This window comes from Paenibacillus sp. FSL R7-0026 (genome assembly GCF_038004485.1).
Lineage (GTDB): Bacteria > Bacillota > Bacilli > Paenibacillales > Paenibacillaceae > Paenibacillus > Paenibacillus xylanexedens_A.
This window is the reverse complement of sequence record NZ_JBBORG010000002.1, coordinates 349,554-370,179: the sequence shown is the minus strand read 5'-3', so window position 1 is coordinate 370,179 and position 20,626 is coordinate 349,554. Positions and strand designations below refer to the sequence as shown.

The window sequence follows — 20,626 nt, the reverse complement described above, 5'->3', positions numbered from 1 at the left end:
AATGATAAATGAGAGAATCTAAGATAGGTAAAATTAGAACTTTGAGGTGCTGTGAATGAAAAATGTGCCCAAAGCTATCGTCATCTTATGGATGAGTGTATTGATTATTCTAGGCATGCCACATGGGATAGTCTTTGCAACTACAGGAGCGGTTCAGCAACCTGTATCCATTACAGGATGGGAAGTAAAATGGGGGAACGTTGACGATCAAGGGTTCATCAGTGAGGTTAAGGGAGCAGACGAGATATGGGAAAAGCAGGGCAGCGATAAGTTAGAGTATAGCAATACGGATCGATCGAATTCTTTATGGACTCGCCTGACCATTCCTGAGTTGAGTGAGGAAAGTTCAGCCATTCGATTTGAGAACATTAAAGGCAATCATATTGTTGTTTATCTGGAAGACCGCAAGGTCTACGAGAACTACCATTACAATTATGATAATAATGCTGTGTTGCTGCCCTTATCCAGCGAAAATTCAGGTGACACGCTCTATGTATGGTCGCAAAATGAAAAAGGCCGTCTGGGGATACAAGGTACTGTTCAGGTTGGACCTTATGCCGCGTTACAGGAGAAATATATTCATAACGGACTTATTGATGTAATTTTGGGCGCGACCTTTGTGTTCACAGCGATTACGATGCTGAGTTGTACGTTCTTCCTTGGCAAATTCCATAAGGGATTATGGATCTCGCTATGCATCGTGATGGGTTCCATCGGCACGATGATCATCACGTACTCGCAATTTTTGTATACGTTCTATCAGGTATATGGTGACCTGTATTCTGTAGTCTTTGATCTGGCGATGCTGCTGGGTATGCCAGCGCTATGTTATTTTTTTGAACAGATTATCGGGCCAGGACTGCATGGAATCTTCACCAAACTGCGAAAAATACTATTCATATATTCAGTTATCGCGGTGTTCTCTCTATTTATCTATGTTACTTCAGGTGGGCAATGGGAGATCCTCTACAATCTGCTCGTACAGCGTGTGGTTGGCATTGTGCTGGTCATTCTGCTGACAATCCTGTTGGTTGGTACCATCGCCAAAGCGCTGCAACGAAACCGGGAAGCTATGCTGCTTGCGACTGGATTCGGTACATTTGCCTTGATCAGTGTGGCTGAACTGTTGTGGTATTATCAGCGGAGTGGGACGTATCATCTGTTATGGTGGAAATGGTCCATGGTTGCATTTGTGATCTCGTTGATTGCCATTCTCGGAAGTCGTTTTGCCGAAAAACATACCAAAGTTCTAGAATATTCCAAGGAACTGGAGCTGTTCAACAATGAGTTGCAGCGATCGGAAAAGATGGAGATTATTAGCGAACTGGCTGCTTCCGTTGCCCATGAAGTACGTAATCCACTTCAGGTGACAAGAGGGTTCCTGCAACTTATGACGGAACAGGAAGACAACAAAAACAAGGGGTATGTGCGAATTGCACTGGAAGAACTTGATCGGGCTTCGGGCATCATAACGGATTTTCTTACTTTTGCCAAACCTGAGTTTGACCATATTATCTCGCTCAATATCTCGGATGAGTTCAATCATATTGAAGGCATTCTTGTACCGATGGCTAATCTGGAAGGTGGGAAAATCACCACCGACATTCCGCCAGATCTATATATTCGAGGCAATTCCTCGAAGTTTAAGCAGGCTTTTATCAATATTATTAAGAACAGTATTGAAGCTCTGCAGGGACAAGGCCAGATTGATATCTGGGCGTACAAGCAGGACGGAATGATTAAGGTGCATGTCAGGGATAACGGAGAAGGAATGGACGAGGAAGCACTCTCCCGGTTGGGCGAGCCTTATTTCTCCAATAAAATCAAAGGCACAGGCCTCGGCATGATGGTGACATTCCGAATTGTTGAAGCGATGCAAGGACAGATCAGCTTTACAAGCACTAAAGGGGTAGGAACAGAAGCGGTTGTATCTTTTGCCGAGTTCGTCGATTGACGAACTCACAGAAGGATACAGCGGCTTTTTTTGTTCCTACCCCTAATTTCTTACACTACAAGATTAGCTCACCCGAATTAACTTCTCCAAGGTCCGCAATTCACATCATAATTTACTTTGGAAGGATTGGGAGGTATGACAAGTACATAGTCATTCTGCTGCTCCTCAACAGTACGTACCTGAATGTGCTCCGGAATTACGATGCCAAACGCTTCACGAAGCGCCTGCTTCGGATTGGAGTGCAATTGTTGTCTGAAGTGCTCGTCAGTCCAAGCCTTTTCAATAATATCCTCATGCAACGTTTTCTCTGATACCATCATCGTCAACATTCCCTTCATATTTAAAATTAAACTGAATCAGCTTAGTCCTTATGCTCAGAATCCCAACTGTTGCTCGCTAATCCAGTGATGAAACCCGCCTTGGAGAAGCTGTTTCTTCTGTTGTGTAATGTCCTGAACAGCTTGTACTAAAGTGCTGCATAAATAAGAATCAAACGCTTCAAGAAGCGATATTCCTAAGTTAGACGATGTTAGTGTACGATTATAGTGATAGGCAATGTCTACGTAAGAGTTCATGAGTTGTGTATTGTATACATTGTCATGTATACGTTCGCTTAGAGGTTGAACTGGATAGTTGTGATTCAGTGCTGCGGATATGTGGGAGAGGTAGCTGTTGTAGTTTCCATGCACAGCATCTTGTTGCGTGTCTGTGAAGTCATCGGTCATCTGGAGTGTCATGAGTGTGATGTTGATGGCAGAACACACCGGGATGATCCGGTCGGATTGATTCAGCAGAAGCAGTGCACCAGTAGCTCCAATGAGGAGAGGGGCAGCCTTTTGCGCAATCAATAAGGGATTCTGTTGGAAATAATCAATGGAATGTTCACCCGTAACACTCACGGCCCAATCCACTACATATTGTCTGAAATAGACCCAGAACGTGGAGGAAGGATTGAATAATACCGAGTAAAGTTGAAGTGCATCCATGTAATATAGATTACCCAGGGATAACTTCAATGTGGCATTCTCCGGTTGTTCATCCATCACGTCGTCCTGATTCAGAAAATATAACATATGGATGAGACAGGCTGTACTTAATTGGTGTGCTTTCTCTGGGGGTAGTTTATCTGAGTGTTGCATCCAAAGTGGAGTGATGTACCCGATGTAGCTGTGTCCCGAATCTCGTAACAGCGGATTAACCGAACGAAGCTGCTCTAATGCATGTCCTGACAAGGGTTCGGGATATTCCTGTACGAGTTGCTCCGCTGAAGCAAACACGACCTCCAGATCGGATCTAAACGGATCTAACCAATCTTTCCGCATTATTACATATCGTCCTTCCTGCGATAAGGTGATTAAGGACTGTTCGACTAGATCATGAAGTTACACTTAGTATAGCGGAAATAAACTGAAAAAAATAGGATTTTTTGTGATCAATTATGAGAAAAATGATGACTTTTTGTATTTTATGGCATAAAAAAGTGGATTTTAGGCTCAAACTAGGAAGGCACAGGATTTCGACATCGGAAAGGCGGCAGAAAAATGAATTTGAAATGGAAAACATGGATGGCAGCCGGATTGGCAGCCGTAGTTATAACAGCAGCAACAGGACATGTGGCATTTGCTGATCCAACCGTTCGTGCTGAGCAACATGACGATGCGTCAAAAACTTCTTCCTCGGGCAAACCAGCGAAGCCATGCATGCAGGCAGGACACGGTCTGTTCATGATTGGTGAAACGGCAGACTTGCTTGGGATTGGACTTCGGGATCTGAAAGAACAGATGGAACTTGGCAAGACGTTGTCCCAGATTGCGAAAGAGCGTAAGGGACTTAGTGAGGAGCAGTTATTGCAGAAGTTGAAGCCTACACTTGCACAGCGTCTGGATCAAGCTGTAGAAGAAGGTTGTCTCACCAAGGAACAAGCTGCAGCCACGAAGGCGGACATGGATACCAAGTTGAAAAAGGTCATTAATACCCCGCTGCGTGACTTGCGGCGTGAATTTGCCCACCATGGCAAACGTTCCATGGTAGATAAAGGCGAAATTGCCCGGTTTATTGGAGTCACCCCTGCTCAACTGCACGAGCAGCTTCAGGGAGGGAAATCCCTGGCTGAGATTGCTCAGGCAAAAGGCATTAGCGAAGCGCAGCTGGTGGACAAGCTGAAGGAACAATTAACGGGTGATCTGAAGAGATTTGTGAATCAGAAGGGCAACGTGCATCCAGCCCCGGGTCCCCAGGAACCTGTTCCTGGACGATCAACTTCGAGTGAAGTGAAATAAAGAAGAGCGTCTCCATAAGGGGACGCTCTTCTTTATTTTTAAAACGGCTCACTCGTTCCCGGACTGCGAGTTGGGCCGGGTGACGGAGTTCGCTCAGATGAATTTCTTTTGTCCACAGCAGCTGATGAATTAGGTACAGAACGTGGTTTGCGCATTAACCCTACGGTGAAGCGGGAGCCAGGAAGCTTGGACAGCACCCAACTGATTGCAAGAGCAAGGCCAACTGTTACAAGGAACGATAGCAACGTTACAGGCAGATGCCACCCACTGAGTTGAAGCGGTCTGGTTACATAAGCGATCGCGTAGATCACCAGGGCATGAACGAGATATCCACCAAATGAATAGCGGCCAATCCAGGATAACAGGCGCTGAAACCGTGTTTCTTTGCCCCGCATCAGTACGAGGAAACCATACAACATGAGCATCTGAGCCATAATGATGAGGAATGTAGTTGGTTTCAAATAAGTAGAGATATTCAAATTTACAACATCCCCGGACCCACGTAGCACATCGTATCCAAGCCAAATGTACATCCCTATAAACAGACAGATCGTCCAAGGCAGGATCTTCGTGGTCCAACTCCTCCAGCTATCCACTGACCAAGCACATACGGCACCCAGTAAAAAGTAGAACCAGTACATCACCCATGAATAGGAGCGATATTGCAGCAACATTGACCATGGCTCAGAAAGTGATTCTGTCCAGTCCCCCATATTATAGTAGGACCATTTCATAAGCAGGGCATATAGTGCTGCTGCAATGAGAATTAACCCGATAATGACTTGCATGGGCGTGAAACGTGAAGCGTTCTGCATACGACGCTGAATAGCTTTTGCTCCCGCCAGGAACAAGGGAAACAGAATATAAAACTGAAACACCATAATGACAAACCAGAGATGATATCCTGTCTGCGGGACAAATAGTTCACGAACAAGACTGCGAAAGTCTGGTATGTCTGCAAGCCAGAACGTGGGGGTGAAGATACGGACAGAAAGCCAGTAGATCAGTGTCCATACGACAAACGGCATATAGATATCGCCAAATCGCTTTCGAATGAAGCGAGGATAGTCCGGTTTGGTGTTACGGTGATGGTAAAACAACATTACACCTGATAGAAATACAAACGTTGGCGTACCAAATCGGGTCAGATGATAAATCATGGTCAGCATAATGGAATCCGGTTGTTCAATATCAGCGCGATAGATATACTCAGCGATACTATGCTGCATGACGATTGCCAGAAAGGCAATGCCTCGCAGTTCGGTCCATTCCGTTATTCGCGGTTTTTTCACATTGTAATCCTCCCTACGGGAACCGGAGTTCATCATATAAGGGTACCTGTTAAACATTAAGACTGCATTAAATGGAGAAAATAGGTACTAAAAAAGACGGCTTTGGCCGTCTTTTCTATTGATATATTTCATGCTTGTTTTAGTTCTGTTCCTCTGATGATGGAGTCTCTAAGGACGCGGCATCTTCTTCAAACAGTTTCTGAATGTAGGACTGAAGTTTGGTTACATCAACACCCAGCACCTGAGCTGAGCCCACCAGTTCATTGGTGAGTAGTTTGTTCGGTGGAATCTGCTGCTGATCGATTTCGTTCACATGGATATCGAAGCCAAGTGATGCGAGTTTTAACATCTGGGTTGGACTAAGGTCTGTCTCAATATAGGGAGCGATGGCTTCCAGAATATCCGGGATTTTGAAGAGCGACGTAGTGCTTTGCATTTTCTTGGCCAGCTCGGTCATGAAGATCCGCTGCCGTTCGGTACGGGTAAAATCCGAGGTGGCATCATGCCGGAACCGAACATATTGCAGGGCGGTTTTGCCGTCCATATGCTGCAATCCTTTTTTTAAGTCAATGTCGTACATATGTTTATCTGCTTTACTGGTGTAATACATGTCTTTCTCCACATCAATCTCAATACCGCCTACCGCATCAACGAGTGCCATGAAACCTGTAAAGTCTGTGTAGACATAATGCTGAATGGGAATACCGAGCAGATCACTTACGGTTTGTTTGGTCAGCTCCGCACCCCCGTAGGAAAAGGCTGCATTAAGTCTGCTTTTGCCATGCCCCGGAATGGCTACATAGGTATCTCGCAGTACGGAGAATAGATGGGCTTTCTTGGTGACCGGATCAATGGAAGCGACCATGACCGAGTCTGAGCGTCCTGCATCGTCGCCTCTTGAGTCTCCACCAAGGAGCAGAATGTTCACCCGTTCCTGGCCCTCCCATCTGGGAATCGTTGTCGTTGGTGTGTCTGAATCGCTGTCTGTGCCGGAAGAGGACGAGTTGGATGAAGTCCCGGAAGCCGTGGAGATGCTATTGGCAAAATGAACAATCGAATATCCGTAATATACAACGACACCTGTAATCGCAAGTGCCAGGGTCAGGGCTGTACCCCATAACCATTTTTTAAGCATAATCTTCACCTTTCTATGATTGAACTGATATGTAACCCAAACTAGTTTAACAAAAAGAAAGCAAAAAGTCCTCTTTGATTTCGTAACTTCGGTCAATGTGAGGATTGTTCGACAAATAGTTAGTGTATATTTAATATGTAAAAAATAATCTTGTTTTGTGTAATGGGGGCATTAAAAGCCAGTTATGAATCAATCACTATTTAATTGGATTAATCAGTTTGCAGACCAAATACCGTTTCTGGACTGGTTTATGATCACATCATCCGAGTATGCGGTTTGGGTCATGATCGCACTGCTCGTTATCGTATGGTTTCTCGGCGATCCATCGAAACAACGAATTGTTTTTTATGCCTGTGTGGCTTCCATTGTAGCGCTAGTTCTGGCCAAATGGGGGATATCACCAGCGGTCGGTCATCCAAGACCTTTTGTGGAAGGGACTGTGCATCAGCTGGTTGCCCATGTACCTGATCCTTCTTTTCCAAGTAAACATGCTTCCTTTGTATTTGCTCTAGCGGCTGCTTCATTCTTTATTGGACGTCGCTTCGGGTCATGGATGATGTTACTCGCTGTGTTGACAGGGGAGTCGCGTGTATATGTTGGTGTGCATTATCCAGGAGATATTCTGGGAGGATTCATTCTCGGAAGTCTGCTTAGTGTGGTTCTGATTACAACCCGCAATTATACCAAGTCGATTCCCGACTTCTTCATTAACATACACCGACGTGTTTTTCGATAGCGTCTGGATGTAATGTGTAGCGACGTCGTGGTAGTTTCGATCCATTAAAGAAGTCTCTTATCTCTGGTTCTGCCAAAGATGGGAGACTTCTTTTGTGTTATGTTCGAAGTTACATGAAATTTATAGAAATTGAATTCTAACATCTACAATTCATGACGATCGGTGACGATATATTATAAATATGTATTATTTTGAGGAGTGGGACACATGGAAGACACACGGGGGAATAAGTTGGGGATATTCAAGTTAACGATTCGAGGCAAGTTACTGACTGGTTTTCTGATAGTTGTAGCTATGTTGGTTTTTGTAAGCGTCTATGCGTTAATACAGATCCATAATATGTCTGGTAAAGCCAATGATGTGGACCAGACCTGGATGCCAAGTGTAAGCCTACTAGGTATGATGAATGGTGATGTTTCGGATGTAGAGCGGTTGGCGCTGGCGATTATCGTTGAACAAGACGAAGAAGAAAATGTCAAGGTGAATGAAGCGTTAAAGTTGCTCCTCACGAAGATTGAGGATGAGCGTAAACAGTTGCTTACATACATTGAGAGCAATGATGAAGCGATGAAGCTCTACAATGATTTCAGTACGAATTATGATGCTTATGTGGAGAAAATGCCTGCATTCATAGAATTCGGCATTGCAAATAACTATGAAGAAGCAAGTAGACTGCACACTGAAGCCTATCCATTGTGGTATACAGCTAACGACACGATTGCCAAGCTGATCGAATCTGGGAATAAAGGATCGGATGCAGCAACGAATGATTCTGTCGAGTTGGCTGAGAATACATTTAATGTGATTTTGGCAGTGACGATTTTTGCATTCCTGATCGCCGTGTTCATTGCATTCTTCATTGCAAGCATCATTTCACGTCCAATCAAAAAGATGAATGAAGCGGCCATGGCTATTGCCAATGGTGATCTGACAGGTGAGACGATTGTGCTCAAGAACAAAGATGAATTGGGAACGCTCGCGGCTTCCTTCAATACCATGAGTGGCAATTTGCGCTCCATGATTGAATCGGTATCGATGACTTCCGAACAGGTGGCCGCTTCATCGGAAGAGCTTCTTGCAAGTGCAGAGCAAAATACTCAAGCCTCGGAACAGATTTCCGAAACGGTTGAGGAACTGGCCGTAGGCACGTCTGATCAAGTTGATATTGTGAAGCGCTCTTCACAGGCTATGAATGAGATGGCTCTCGGATCAGAGCAGATTGCCGAGCTTGCTCAGAGTGTATCCGTATCTGCTGTAGATGCGGCGAATCAATCTTCCGAAGGAAATATGATTATTCAGCAAGCGGTTGAACAGATGGGTTCTGTTCGAAATTCCATTGCTTCGCTTACTGAATTGGTTACAGGGCTGGGGGAACGTTCAGCAGAGATTGGAACCATTACCGAGGTAATCAACAACATTGCCCGGCAGACCAATCTGCTTGCACTGAATGCAGCCATTGAAGCCGCACGAGCAGGAGAGCATGGACGTGGTTTCGCCGTAGTTGCGGGAGAAGTGCGGAAGCTGGCTGAAGAATCTTCTACATCTGCGCAAAGAATTACGGATCTCGTTCAATTGATTCAGAAAGATACGGATCATGCTGTTCAGGCAGTAAAAGTGAACAGCAGTGAGACAGAAGCAGGAATCGAGATGGTTACTGCGGCAGGACAAGCGTTCGAGCAGATCTCGGATGCGGTCAACAAAGTAGCGGGTGAAATCCAGGAAGTATCTGCAGGTTCAGAGGAAATGTCGGCGAGTACAACTGAGGTTGTAGGATATGTAAGTCAAATCTCCAACATCGCCGGAGAGGCAGCGGGCGGGGTTCATAATGTATCTGCCGCAACTCAGCAGCAGTTGGCTTCAATGGAAGAGATTGCATCATCCGCAGGTTCATTATCCAAAATGGCGGAAGAACTGCAGGAGCAGATTAACAAGTTCAAAGTGTAACTAATGAGATGTTCTGATACCTAAGGTGTACAGAAACATACTGACAGGATGGTCAGAATGCCATTCGATTTGTACTGTTGATGATAACAAGGGCGAGAAGCTGTTTCTCTAACGCGTATATGCGTTAGAGAAACAGCTTTTTTTGTCACATGACGCAGAGCAGGTCACAACAATGTTATTTCAGAAGTCACCAACGCTTATATAGTTGGTGAAACAAACGGCTATAATGGTAATTAATGGTGGAACTTACACTGAAATACACCGTGGGGAGGAGCGATATAAACTTGCAGTCCAGAGTAATGCATACGGAATATTGATGAAGAGGAGATGAATAGTTGAACATGAAGGGGAGCTGGTGGAGACGAGTCGCTATGATCGCGTTATCGGCAGGACTACTGGCAGGGAGTTTATCGATGGGCACAGGAATTCGTAAGGCGGATGCGGCCGCTGGAAATCAGAACTATGCTGAAGCACTGCAAAAGGCCATTTACTTCTATGAGGCACAGCGTTCGGGTCCGTTGCCAGCGAGTAACCGGGTCGAATGGCGTGGTAATTCAGGCATGCAGGATGGCGCTGATGTAGGCGTTGATCTGACCGGAGGATGGTATGATGCCGGAGATCACGTGAAATTTGGTTTTCCGATGGCTGCTTCCGCAACGATGCTCGCCTGGTCTGTCGTGGAATACAGCGACGGATATGAACAAGCCGGACAACTGGAGGAGATCAAGGATAATATCCGATGGGCGACCGACTATTTTATGAAAGCGCATACGAAACCAAATGAATTATGGGGACAAGTGGGGGCAGGCAATACCGACCATGCCTGGTGGGGTCCTGCAGAAGTCATGCAGATGAACCGTCCTTCGTTCAAGATAGATGCTTCATGCCCGGGCAGTGATCTGGCGGCAGAAACGGCTGCAGCGCTGGCAGCGTCATCGATTGTATTTGCAGATGATGATCCGGCATATTCGGCCAGACTGCTCCAACATGCGAAAGAGCTGTACAACTTCGCAGATACCTATCGGGGGGAATACACCGATTGTATCACTGATGCTGCAGCGTTTTATAATTCGTGGACAGGATACGAAGACGAGCTGGCATGGGGTGGCGCATGGCTTTATTTAGCTACTAATGATAGCGCTTACTTGTCCAAAGCCATTGCAGCTACGGACCGGTGGTCTTCTAGCGGAGGCTCAGCCAATTGGCCCTATACCTGGACACAAGGTTGGGACAGTAAACATTATGGTGCCCAGATCCTGCTTGCCCGAATTACGTCCAGTTTGAACATGCCGGAGGCGACAAGATTTATTCAGTCGACTGAGCGCAATCTGGATTATTGGACGGTTGGAGTCAATGGGACACGAGTCAAGTATACGCCAGGAGGTCTGGCGTGGCTGGATCAGTGGGGATCGCTCCGATATGCAGCGAATGCATCCTTTATTTCTTTTGTATACTCCGACTGGGTCAGTGATCCTGTGAAAAAGTCGAGATATCAGGATTTTGCTGTCTCACAGATGAATTATATTCTGGGCGATAATCCGCGTCAGAGCAGCTATGTGGTCGGATATGGGCAAAATGCACCTCAACATCCGCATCATCGGACTGCTCACGGTTCATGGCTGAATAACGAAGATATCCCGGCTAACCATCGCCACATTCTGTATGGTGCCATGGTCGGTGGTCCGGATGCATCGGATGGATATACCGATGATATCGGGGATTATGTGAGTAATGAGGTCGCAACCGACTACAATGCTGGTTTTACTGGCGCACTGGCAAAGATGAATTTGCTGTTTGGTCAAAATCATCAGCCCCTGGCGAACTTCCCTGCACCTGAGGTCAAGGGTGATGAGTTCTTTGTGGAAGCTGCCATCAAATCATCCGGTTCCAATTATACGGAAATCAGAGCACAGCTTAATAATCGTTCCGCTTGGCCTGCCCGAATGGGAGATCAACTGTCTTTTAAGTATTTCTTGGATCTGAGTGAAGTGTATGCTGCCGGGCGTACGGTATCGGACGTGCAAGTGACAACCTCCTATACGGAAGGGGCGACGGTATCTCAACCAGTTGTGGTGAATGCAGCTCAGCATATCTATACCATTACGGCGAACTTCGGTAATACCAAGATCTATCCAGGTGGGGAAGGAAATTATCGTAAAGAAGTACAGTTCCGCATTACAGGCCCACAGGGTGCATGGAATGCCAGCAATGATCATTCGTTCCAGACGCTGACTACGGGCACTCCTGTGAAGAGCATATACCTTCCAGTCTATGATGCGGGGGTCAAGGTGTATGGACAGGAGCCTGGTGTTACACCAGTCACGGTTCCAGGCGCACCTGCTGGCGTGCAGGCTGTAGCGGGAAGCAGTCAGGTTAACCTGACCTGGGCCGCTGTATCCGGGGCCGAATCGTATACGGTGAAGCGTTCCGAGGTGAGTGGAGGACCATATACAACTGTTGCGACAGGGGTTAATGGATTGACCTACACAAACACGGGACTGACCAACGGGACGGCTTATTATTATGTAGTGACTGCTGTGAATTCAGCAGGGGAATCATCGGGTTCTGTGCAGGTGTCGGCTACCCCGCAAGCAGCTTCGACGCTGCCGGGAGCACTGACTTTAAGTGGGACAGCTGGTGATGCGCAGTCCGTCCTGACTTGGACAGCAGCCTCGGGCGCTACTAGCAATAAGGTACAACGTTCGGTGGCAGGCGGGACATATGCAGATGTGGCAACCGGATTGTCTGTGCTGACTTACACCGATACAACAGCGCTGAATGGCACCACGTACAATTACCGGATTGCAGCTGTGAATGCGAACGGACAGACACTGTCCAATGTCCTGGAACTGACGCCTTCTGCACCTCCGGTGACGACCGGTACACTCGAAGTACAGTACCGCAGCGGAGGGTCCGGGAATTCAAGTAATGCGGTGACTCCGCAGTTCAACGTGAAGAATACCGGAACACAGGCGATTGATCTCAGTACCGTGAAGATCCGATATTATTTCACCAAGGATGGTGCGGATCAAATGACCTTCTGGTGTGATTATGCCGAGATGGGCACGGCCAATGTTGAAGGTACATTTGTCGCAGTGAATCCGGCGAAGGGTACCGCAGATACGTATCTGGAGATTAGCTTCAAGTCCGGAGCAGGCAGTTTGGCCGCTGGAGCAGAGACCGGCGTGATTCAAGCACGCTTTTCCAAAAATAACTGGAGCAATTTCGATCTAAGTAATGATTATTCCTATGATGCTTCCAAGACGGCTTTTGCCGCATGGAACAAGGTAACCGGGTATCAGGGAAACACCAAAGTATGGGGCTTGGAGCCGTAACTGGCTCAAGATCATAAGCAGAAGAGCAGCATGGGCAGACCAACGGCGTTTATAGAGGTTGTTCAAAAAGTTCGCTTTTGATTACAAAGGATGCCTAGTGGCATCATCAGCATCGAATATGGAATTCAGCCGAAATGTCCGTTGCTCACGTAGTTTTCCCTACGCTCCGCTACTCCATTTCTAGCTTCATCCCATCTTCTCGGTACTGAAAACCGCTCTTTTTGAACACGCAACTATATTCAATTTCCACTATTCCAGGGAGGTATATATTAATGTTGAAATCAGCTGCGAAAAAAAGTTTAACAGCCATGCTGGCGGGAACCGTCATGTTGACCGGATACACCGGACTCTGGGCAGGGCCGCAAACAGCACATGCCGCAGATCAGGCCATCGAGATTCAGGCAGACAGCATTAATGAAGCCCGTTTTTTGCAATTGTATGATCAGTTGAAAGATCCGGCGAACGGATATTTTTCTCCAGAGGGTCTACCGTATCATTCCATTGAGACCCTGCTCAGTGAGGCACCGGATTATGGTCATATGACGACGTCCGAGGCATACAGTTACTGGCTGTGGTTGGAAACCATGTATGGTCACTACACGGGAGATTGGTCCCAACTGGAAGCAGCTTGGGACAGTATGGAAAAATACATTATCCCGGTCAACGAAGGTGACGGCAATGAAGAGCAGCCTACGATGAGCTCATACAACCCGAACAGCCCTGCTACGTATGCAGCGGAAAAACCTTTCCCTGATCAATATCCATCGCAACTTAATGGTCAATATGCAGCGGGTAAAGACCCGATTGATGCTGAACTTAAGGCGACCTATGGTAACAATCAGACCTATCTCATGCACTGGCTGGTCGATGTGGATGACTGGTATGGATATGGCAACCTGTTGAATCCATCACATACGGCTACTTATGTGAACACGTTCCAGCGTGGGGAGCAGGAGTCTGTGTGGGAAGCCATTCCGCATCCATCCCAGGATGATAAATCTTTTGGTAAGGCAAACGAAGGCTTCATGAGCTTGTTCACAAAGGAAACTCAGGTACCGTCAGCGCAATGGCGTTACACAAACGCAACGGATGCCGATGCGCGTGCTGTACAGGTGCTGTATTGGGCGAAGGAGATGGGATACAACAATCCTGAATATCTGGATAAAGCGAAGAAGATGGGGGACTATCTGCGCTATGGCATGTATGATAAATACTTCCAGAAAATTGGAAGTGCAAAGAGCGGTACACCGACTCCGGGTACAGGCAAGGATTCGAACATGTATCTCATGGCTTGGTATACGTCTTGGGGCGGTGGCTTGGGTCAAGGTGGGGATTGGGCTTGGCGCATTGGAGCGAGCCATACCCATCAGGCTTATCAAAACCCGGTTGCAGCGTATGCCTTGTCTGACCCGGCTGGCGGTTTGATTCCGAAATCAGCAACAGCGAAGGCAGATTGGAATGCTACGCTGAAACGTCAGTTGGAATTCTACACATGGCTACAATCTCATGAAGGAGCTATCGGCGGGGGAGCAACGAACAGTCTGGATGGTTCATACAAAGCCTATCCGGCAGGCGTAAGTACATTCTATGACATGGCTTATCAGGAGGCACCTGTATATCGTGACCCGGATTCCAACACCTGGTTTGGATTCCAGGCATGGCCGCTGGAGCGTGTAGCCGAGATGTACTATATTCTTGCGGAGAGCGGGGATTTGACCTCTGAGAACTTCCAGATGGCCAAGAAGGTAATCACGAAGTGGATCGACTGGAGTAAGGATTATGTATTTGTAGGTGAGCGTCCGGTCACGGATGCGCAAGGTTATTATCTGAATGCGGCTGGACAGCGCATTTTGGGTGGAACTAATGTTCAGGTAGCAACAACGCCGGCTCCGGGAGAGTTCTGGATTCCGGGTGGTCAGGAATGGCAGGGTCAACCGGACAAATGGAATGGATTCAGTTCGTTTACGGAAAATCCGAACTTCCGTGTAACGACCAAAGATCCAGTGCAGGACACAGGAGTTCTGGGAAGTTACGTTAAAGCTCTGACCTTCTTCGCAGCGGGAACACAGGCAGAGAACGGTACACTTAGCGCGGAAGGCCAAGAAGCCAAGGATTTGGCTGAGGCTTTGCTGGATACAGCTTGGGATTACAATGATGGTGTGGGGATCGTTACGGAAGAAGAACGTAAAGACTACTTCCGCTTCTTTGCCAAAGAGATCTATATCCCGGCGAACTGGTCAGGAACCTTTGGTCAAGGTAATACAATTCCAGGTACAGCAGGTGTACCTTCCGATCCGGCAAAAGGTGGCAATGGCGTATACATTGGATACTCCGATCTGCGTCCAGCTATCAAGCAAGATCCGGCATGGGCTTACCTGGATAATCTGTACAAAACGTCATATAACACAACCACGAAGCAGTGGGAAAACGGTGCACCTACCTTTACGTATCACCGGTTCTGGTCACAGGTGGATATGGCTACAGCGTACGGCGAGTATGATCGTCTCCTCGGAGATTCGGATAGTCCGGAAGTGGAAGTACCCGCTGCTCCTGCTGGCGTAACAGCGACTGGAGGAAGTGAGCAAGTGGTTCTGAATTGGAACGCAGCCGCTGGTGCAGCCTCGTATACTGTGAAACGTGCAGCGGTGAATGGTGGTCCTTATACGTCTGTAGCGACAGGGGTTACAGGATCAACATTCACGGATACAGGTTTGACCAACGGTACAACGTATTATTATGTCATCACTGCGGTGAATGCCGTAGGTGAGTCTGCACCGTCGACACAGGCATCTGCAACACCACTCGCAGGTACCGTTGTGCCAGGCGTATTCAACCTCACTGGAACGGCTGGCGATGCCCAGGCGGTACTGACATGGACCGCATCAACTGGAGCAGCGAGTTATAAGGTACAACGTTCGGTAGGCACCGGAGCATATGCTGATCTGGCAACAGGTTTGACCGCACTGACGTATACCGACGCTACAGCGGTGAATGGTACAGCTTATAATTATAGAGTCGTAGCCATTAATACGAGTGGTCAGACGAATTCGAATGTATTGGTGTTGACCCCATTGGCACCTCCAGTCACAACGGGAACGCTTGAAGTACAATACCGTAATGGTAGTTCAGGAACTTCGGTCAATGCGATTACTCCGCAGTTCAATGTGAAGAATACAGGTACAACTGCTGTCGACTTAAGCAAAGTGAAGGTCCGGTATTATTTCACCAAGGATAGTGCCGCTGATCTGAGTTTCTGGTGTGATTATGCGCAGATTGGCAGTGGTAACGTGGAAGGGCATTTTGTTTCGATAGATCCGGCCAAGGGCACGGCAGATACGTATCTGGAGATTGGATTCAAATCGGGTGCTGGCAGTTTGGCCGCGGGTGCCGAAACCGGAATCATCCAGGGACGTTTCTCGAAAAACAACTGGACGAATTTTGATCAAACGAATGATTATTCATTTGATTCCACCCAATCGGCCTTCAGTGCCTGGACAAAAGTGACAGCTTATCAGGATGGCGCCAAGGTATGGGGAATTGAACCTTAAATGGTCGACCGGCTGTAGAGTGATGTTACTAATCATACAGGTTAAGCCGGGGAGAAATCCCTGGCTTTTCTTTTTTTATGGAAAAGCAAAAATGAAATACAAAATAATCAAACACACATTGCTGATAAATCGATCCGTATTGAGTTTGGAGGCAAAAATGTGAATTCGGGGAACGGTAATTGGCAAATGAATCATAGTAATGTTTACCATATTTGAGATTTTAAACATTAAAATCTAGGTCATATGGCATATGCCCTGAATGAGAAACGACCTAGCTCTTGTATCGCGGAAAAATCAAGCATATCAAATAGTTACAATAATTTAACCTTTCAAAAAGAAGGGATCAACAGAGAATTTTTCCAGCAGATCATGCACAGACCCTGATACTTAGTGCTCAAGTTCGCCTATATCAATACAGGACTTTTGACTGATGAACGTTATGGATAGCCCGTTTACAATGGGGCAAGCCTTGGAGAACCAAGCCAGGTTAAAATTCTGTAACATCAGGGGGAACTCGACATCATGAACTGGAAAAAAACGATTATTACGGCAAGTGTCACAGCAACGATGCTGATGGGAAGTCTGACGACAGGAGCACTAACAGCACAGGTATCAGCAGCTGCTGTTGACAATTCACAAGTAAAAGTAATCTGGGGTGTAAACCTACGCACAACACCTTCTTCTTCTGCGAAGATTGTTCGCTTGGTCGCTAAAGGGGAAACGGTAACGGTGCTTCAGCAATCCGGTTCGGATTGGTATAAGATTAAGGATTCTGCTAACCGGACAGGCTACATATCTTCTTCATCCAAATACACACAAGCGATTAGTGGCGGCACAAGCGGATCGGGTTCGAATAGTGGTACATCGGTGACCGGCAATGCATCTGTAGAAAAAGTGATTGCAGCGGGAATGAAATATTTGGGAACACCTTATGAGTTCGGAGCCAGTCGTAACAGCACAGCTACTTTTGACTGTTCCAGCTTTGTACGTCAAGCCTTCATTGATGCACTTGGCATCAAGCTTCCAGCGGATTCCCGCAAACAGGGAGCCTATGTAAAAGCCAAGGGTACAGTTCAGACGAACTGGAAAAACCTGAAACGCGGTGATCTGATGTATTTCATGTCGTATAAAGGTAGCTCTGCATCATCGTATTCGGGCGTGAATAAATCTAGCGCAACCATTACTCATACAGGGATTTACCTGGGCGACGGAAAAGTATTACATACGTATTCCAACGCTGGCGGTGGTGTAACAACTAGTGATATCTCCGGCAAACACTGGGAGTATCGCTTCCTGTTTGGTGGCAGTGCGCTGTAGGTTGAAACAAGAACCTTACTAGATATTCCGAGCATGTCCATATGCATATAAAACACCTTCCATTTTGCCTTTGACAGGCGAGTGGGAGGTGTTTTTGTGTTATTTATTATTTTGAAACACTCAATCGTGATAGTACAGTCGGAACAGGATATCCTGGTTGTAGTTACCGAATCCCTCACCATATAAGGTAAGCCCGCCTACATGCTGAGCATCTTCCTCTACCGAAAGACGAAGGGTCCATTGGTTGCGTTCGACCGGGATATCTGCGAGTGTAATGTCGGATAGATGTTGTCCATCAATAAACGTACCCTCATTGGTAATTCGCAGTACCTTGAGCATGCCGTACTGATTGACACTGTCACTCCACCATTCCGGGGTGAACATGCCACGTCCGTTGCCTGAATCTCCAGGGCTTGTCCATTCCCCTAATCGGATGCCATTCAGCATGAATGTAATATCCGAGGGCCAATTTGGATTCACCGAAGGTGCTTCTGACCCGATCTCGAGGGACAATTCAATCGCATTGATCTGCTGTCCGGATAAGATATAGTTTGGAATTTTGTACTCCACAAATCCACGGCCAAACCACAGAATATGGGCATGCATCCGCTCAGGGTCGAGAAAATAACGAGGGTCATCATACTGTCCGATAACATGATTGGACGTAGCCAGACCACATGTCGGATAGACGTCAAAGTGGGTGTAGTGTCCCACAGGCACAGAAACCTCGTGCAGCTTGCGGGCTGTGCCACTTTCCTGCGGCATGGAGATGCCAATCCAGTCTACAGCAAGACTGTTCATTTTATGTGTGCCGCCGTCTTTGCGTACCATTTTGGACTGAATAATGCCCACATCCTGAAGTTTGCGGACATGCATGGTCACGATGGCACTACTCAGACCCAGTGAAGCAGCAAGGTCTTTCACATTCATCGGAGTCTCTGCAACAAGGCGGATGATCTGCAGACGGACTTCACTGGCAAGTGCTTCATATAGGGGTAGCCATTCGGCATCGGTATTTGCTCTGATCACAGTTGTTCCTCCATTTTTTCTATATAGAATTAAGTTAAACATAAATTCAGTAAAAAGAATAACATTTTGCAAAATTCAGGTTGAAATTAAGGCTATAATCGATTTTAATATAAATATGAACGTTGATCCATAGAATATCAATTAATTTTTATATTAATCTTAGGGAGTTGAAATTCATTATGGAAAAAGCAAAAATGACGGTAGATAAAGATTTTACTATTGGTGTAGTGGATAAGCGCTTGTACGGATCATTTATTGAGCATCTGGGACGTGCCGTCTATGGCGGGATTTACGAGCCAGGGCATCCATCAGCGAACGAACAGGGTTTCCGCACGGATGTGCTGGAGATGGTCAAGGAGTTGAATGTACCGATTGTACGTTATCCTGGAGGTAATTTTGTATCCGGTTACAATTGGGAAGATTCGGTTGGACCTGTGTCAGAACGCAAACGCAGACTGGAACTGGCCTGGAGAACGATTGAGACCAATGAATTTGGCTTCAACGAATTCGTGGACTGGGCAAAACAGGCTAATTCTGAAGTGATGATGGCGGTCAATCTGGGAACACGGGGTACGGATGCAGCTCGCAACATTGTGGAGTACAGCAACCATCCGGAAGGTTCGTACTATAGTGATCTTCGCATCAAGCATGGATACAAGCAGCCACATGCGATTAAAACATGGTGTCTGGGCAACGAGATGGATGGTCCTTGGCAGATTGGTCACAAAACGGCAGATGAGTATGGACGGTTAGCTGTTGAAGCGGCAAAAGTCATGAAGTGGACGGACCCGACGATTGAGCTGGTAGCCTGCGGAAGTTCAAACCTGAATATGCCATCATTCCCGGAATGGGAAGCAACGGTGCTGGATCATACGTATGATCACGTGGAGTATCTGTCCTTGCATCAATACTACGGCAATCAAGAGCAAGATACGCCAACGTTCCTGGCACGCTCGCTTGAAATGGATCGTTTTATCGATACCGTGAAGGCGACTTGTGATTATATCAAAGCGAAGAAACGCAGCAAAAAGACGATGTATCTGTCCTTTGATGAGTGGAATGTATGGTATCACTCCAATGAAAATGATTCGAAGATGGATCCTTGGCAGATTGCTCCACCACAGCTGGAGGATATCTATAACCACGAGGATGCACTGCTTGTTGGATGTATGTTGATCAGTATGCTCAAACATGCGGATCGGGTTAAAATGGCTTGTCTGGCACAACTCGTTAACGTGATTGCGCCGATCATGACAGATACGGGCGGTGGTTCATGGAGACAGACAATCTTCTATCCATTCATGCATACATCTCTCTTCGGACGTGGAACAGCATTGGTGCCATTGATCCAGTCTCCAAAATACGATACAAAACAAATCACAGATGTTCCTTATCTGGAAGCTATTGCGGTGCATAACGAAGAGCAGGGTGAAGTGACTGTATTCGCAGTCAACCGTCATCTGGAAGAATCCCTTCCGCTCGAGGTGGACCTGCGCAGCTTCGGGAAGTGTACCGTGATCGAGCATATCGTGCTGGAGAGTGATGACCTCAAAGCATCTAATACGGCAGCACAACCGAATCGTGTTGCTCCTCATAATCGCGGGGGTGCAGTTGTATCCGATACCCTGATTACGGCGAGCTTGGCGAAAGCATCATGGAACGTGATCCGTTTGAAAGTTCAGTAATGGATTAGCGTAAGCGTAAAGGGATAGGACACGTTGGAGCCCAATGGCAGGTTTGATGCCTGAGAGGGAAGCCAGCGAACAGCGGATTAGCGTGTTCCTTCAATCAAAAAAGCTGGGTGCGAGTTCATCGCATCCAGCTTTTTTCGTTGTGTTTTGTGGGGAAAGGGAAGGCATGGGAGACATAAGTAATGATGTGGCAGACAAGGTAGCATTAAGTTAGGTAATGGGTTGTGTTGAACATGAAGTACATGGTCCTGTCATATGCATACGCGCTAACGAATCTAGGACACCTTATTGTGCCGATTATCGTTATAGTAGAAATTTAACGAATCGGAGACACGTTATCCTGACAAAAAGACGGATGAATCTCGG

General features: G+C 46.8%; 13 protein-coding genes. 8 read left to right on the top strand and 5 right to left on the bottom strand.

The genetic code is table 11. The annotated features are described in order from the left end of the window. Positions 1-55: 55 nt before the first annotated feature. Positions 56-1,954: a sensor histidine kinase gene (locus MKY44_RS30575; protein ID WP_100526916.1), complete on the top strand. Its 1,899-nt coding sequence runs from the start codon at positions 56-58 to the stop codon at positions 1,952-1,954. Between the two features lie 77 nt (positions 1,955-2,031). Here the strand turns inward: MKY44_RS30575 and MKY44_RS30570 are convergent, their stop codons facing one another. After that, on the bottom strand, positions 2,032-2,274 hold the full coding sequence (locus MKY44_RS30570) for an NHLP leader peptide family RiPP precursor (RefSeq protein WP_091015589.1): 243 nt from the start codon (positions 2,272-2,274) through the stop codon (positions 2,032-2,034). Between the two features lie 54 nt (positions 2,275-2,328). Then, the gene (locus MKY44_RS30565) at positions 2,329-3,276 is read right to left on the bottom strand and encodes a hypothetical protein (protein WP_341010283.1); all 948 of its coding nucleotides are present in this window, start codon (positions 3,274-3,276) and stop codon (positions 2,329-2,331) included. A gap of 219 nt (positions 3,277-3,495) precedes the next feature. On the opposite strand from MKY44_RS30565, the gene MKY44_RS30560 reads away from it, so the two are divergent. Then, on the top strand, positions 3,496-4,233 hold the full coding sequence (locus MKY44_RS30560; RefSeq protein WP_341010282.1) for a hypothetical protein: 738 nt from the start codon (positions 3,496-3,498) through the stop codon (positions 4,231-4,233). A 38-nt stretch (positions 4,234-4,271) separates the two neighbouring features. Here MKY44_RS30560 and MKY44_RS30555 read toward each other — a convergent pair whose 3' ends face one another. Beyond that, entirely contained in the window at positions 4,272-5,525 is a 1,254-nt protein-coding gene (locus tag MKY44_RS30555) for an acyltransferase (RefSeq protein WP_341010281.1), read from the bottom strand. Between the two features lie 139 nt (positions 5,526-5,664). Beyond that, positions 5,665-6,660: an LCP family protein gene (locus MKY44_RS30550; RefSeq protein ID WP_341010279.1), complete on the bottom strand. Its 996-nt coding sequence runs from the start codon at positions 6,658-6,660 to the stop codon at positions 5,665-5,667. 184 nt (positions 6,661-6,844) lie between these two features. Here MKY44_RS30550 and MKY44_RS30545 point away from each other — a divergent pair, with 184 nt between their 5' ends. The 5 genes from MKY44_RS30545 to MKY44_RS30525 all read left to right on the top strand — a co-directional run bounded on the left by MKY44_RS30545 (position 6,845) and on the right by MKY44_RS30525 (position 17,540). Continuing rightward, complete coding sequence (locus MKY44_RS30545) at positions 6,845-7,396, top strand: undecaprenyl-diphosphatase (RefSeq protein WP_341010276.1); 552 nt, start codon at positions 6,845-6,847, stop codon at positions 7,394-7,396. Positions 7,397-7,603: 207 nt separating this feature from the next. Continuing rightward, positions 7,604-9,340: a methyl-accepting chemotaxis protein gene (locus MKY44_RS30540; protein WP_341010274.1), complete on the top strand. Its 1,737-nt coding sequence runs from the start codon at positions 7,604-7,606 to the stop codon at positions 9,338-9,340. Between the two features lie 341 nt (positions 9,341-9,681). Then, on the top strand, positions 9,682-12,675 hold the full coding sequence (locus MKY44_RS30535; RefSeq protein ID WP_341010320.1) for a glycoside hydrolase family 9 protein: 2,994 nt from the start codon (positions 9,682-9,684) through the stop codon (positions 12,673-12,675). Between the two features lie 272 nt (positions 12,676-12,947). Continuing rightward, positions 12,948-16,223, top strand: a complete 3,276-nt coding sequence (locus MKY44_RS30530; RefSeq protein ID WP_341010273.1) for a glycoside hydrolase family 48 protein — start codon at positions 12,948-12,950, stop codon at positions 16,221-16,223. A gap of 522 nt (positions 16,224-16,745) precedes the next feature. Continuing rightward, positions 16,746-17,540: a C40 family peptidase gene (locus tag MKY44_RS30525; protein ID WP_341010271.1), complete on the top strand. Its 795-nt coding sequence runs from the start codon at positions 16,746-16,748 to the stop codon at positions 17,538-17,540. Positions 17,541-17,660: 120 nt separating this feature from the next. Here the strand turns inward: MKY44_RS30525 and MKY44_RS30520 are convergent, their stop codons facing one another. After that, a complete protein-coding gene (locus tag MKY44_RS30520; protein WP_341010269.1) occupies positions 17,661-18,569 on the bottom strand; it encodes an ArsR/SmtB family transcription factor in 909 nt (302 codons plus the stop codon). 179 nt (positions 18,570-18,748) lie between these two features. Between MKY44_RS30520 and arfA the strand changes: the two genes are divergently transcribed. After that, entirely contained in the window at positions 18,749-20,254 is a 1,506-nt protein-coding gene (gene arfA, locus MKY44_RS30515) for an arabinosylfuranosidase ArfA (RefSeq protein WP_100526926.1), read from the top strand. Positions 20,255-20,626: the final 372 nt, after the last annotated feature.

Excerpts from the sequence above, each read along its gene's own strand:
- MKY44_RS30575 (WP_100526916.1), top strand. The coding sequence starts at position 56 with ATGAAAAATGTGCCCAAAGCTATCGTCATCTTATGGATGAGTGTATTG.
- MKY44_RS30570 (WP_091015589.1), bottom strand. The coding sequence starts at position 2,274 with ATGATGGTATCAGAGAAAACGTTGCATGAGGATATTATTGAAAAGGCT.
- MKY44_RS30565 (WP_341010283.1), bottom strand. The coding sequence starts at position 3,276 with ATGCGGAAAGATTGGTTAGATCCGTTTAGATCCGATCTGGAGGTCGTG.
- MKY44_RS30560 (WP_341010282.1), top strand. The coding sequence starts at position 3,496 with ATGAATTTGAAATGGAAAACATGGATGGCAGCCGGATTGGCAGCCGTA.
- MKY44_RS30550 (WP_341010279.1), bottom strand. The coding sequence starts at position 6,660 with ATGCTTAAAAAATGGTTATGGGGTACAGCCCTGACCCTGGCACTTGCG.
- MKY44_RS30545 (WP_341010276.1), top strand. The coding sequence starts at position 6,845 with ATGAATCAATCACTATTTAATTGGATTAATCAGTTTGCAGACCAAATA.
- MKY44_RS30540 (WP_341010274.1), top strand. The coding sequence starts at position 7,604 with ATGGAAGACACACGGGGGAATAAGTTGGGGATATTCAAGTTAACGATT.
- MKY44_RS30535 (WP_341010320.1), top strand. The coding sequence starts at position 9,682 with ATGAAGGGGAGCTGGTGGAGACGAGTCGCTATGATCGCGTTATCGGCA.
- MKY44_RS30530 (WP_341010273.1), top strand. The coding sequence starts at position 12,948 with ATGTTGAAATCAGCTGCGAAAAAAAGTTTAACAGCCATGCTGGCGGGA.
- MKY44_RS30525 (WP_341010271.1), top strand. The coding sequence starts at position 16,746 with ATGAACTGGAAAAAAACGATTATTACGGCAAGTGTCACAGCAACGATG.
- arfA (WP_100526926.1), top strand. The coding sequence starts at position 18,749 with ATGGAAAAAGCAAAAATGACGGTAGATAAAGATTTTACTATTGGTGTA.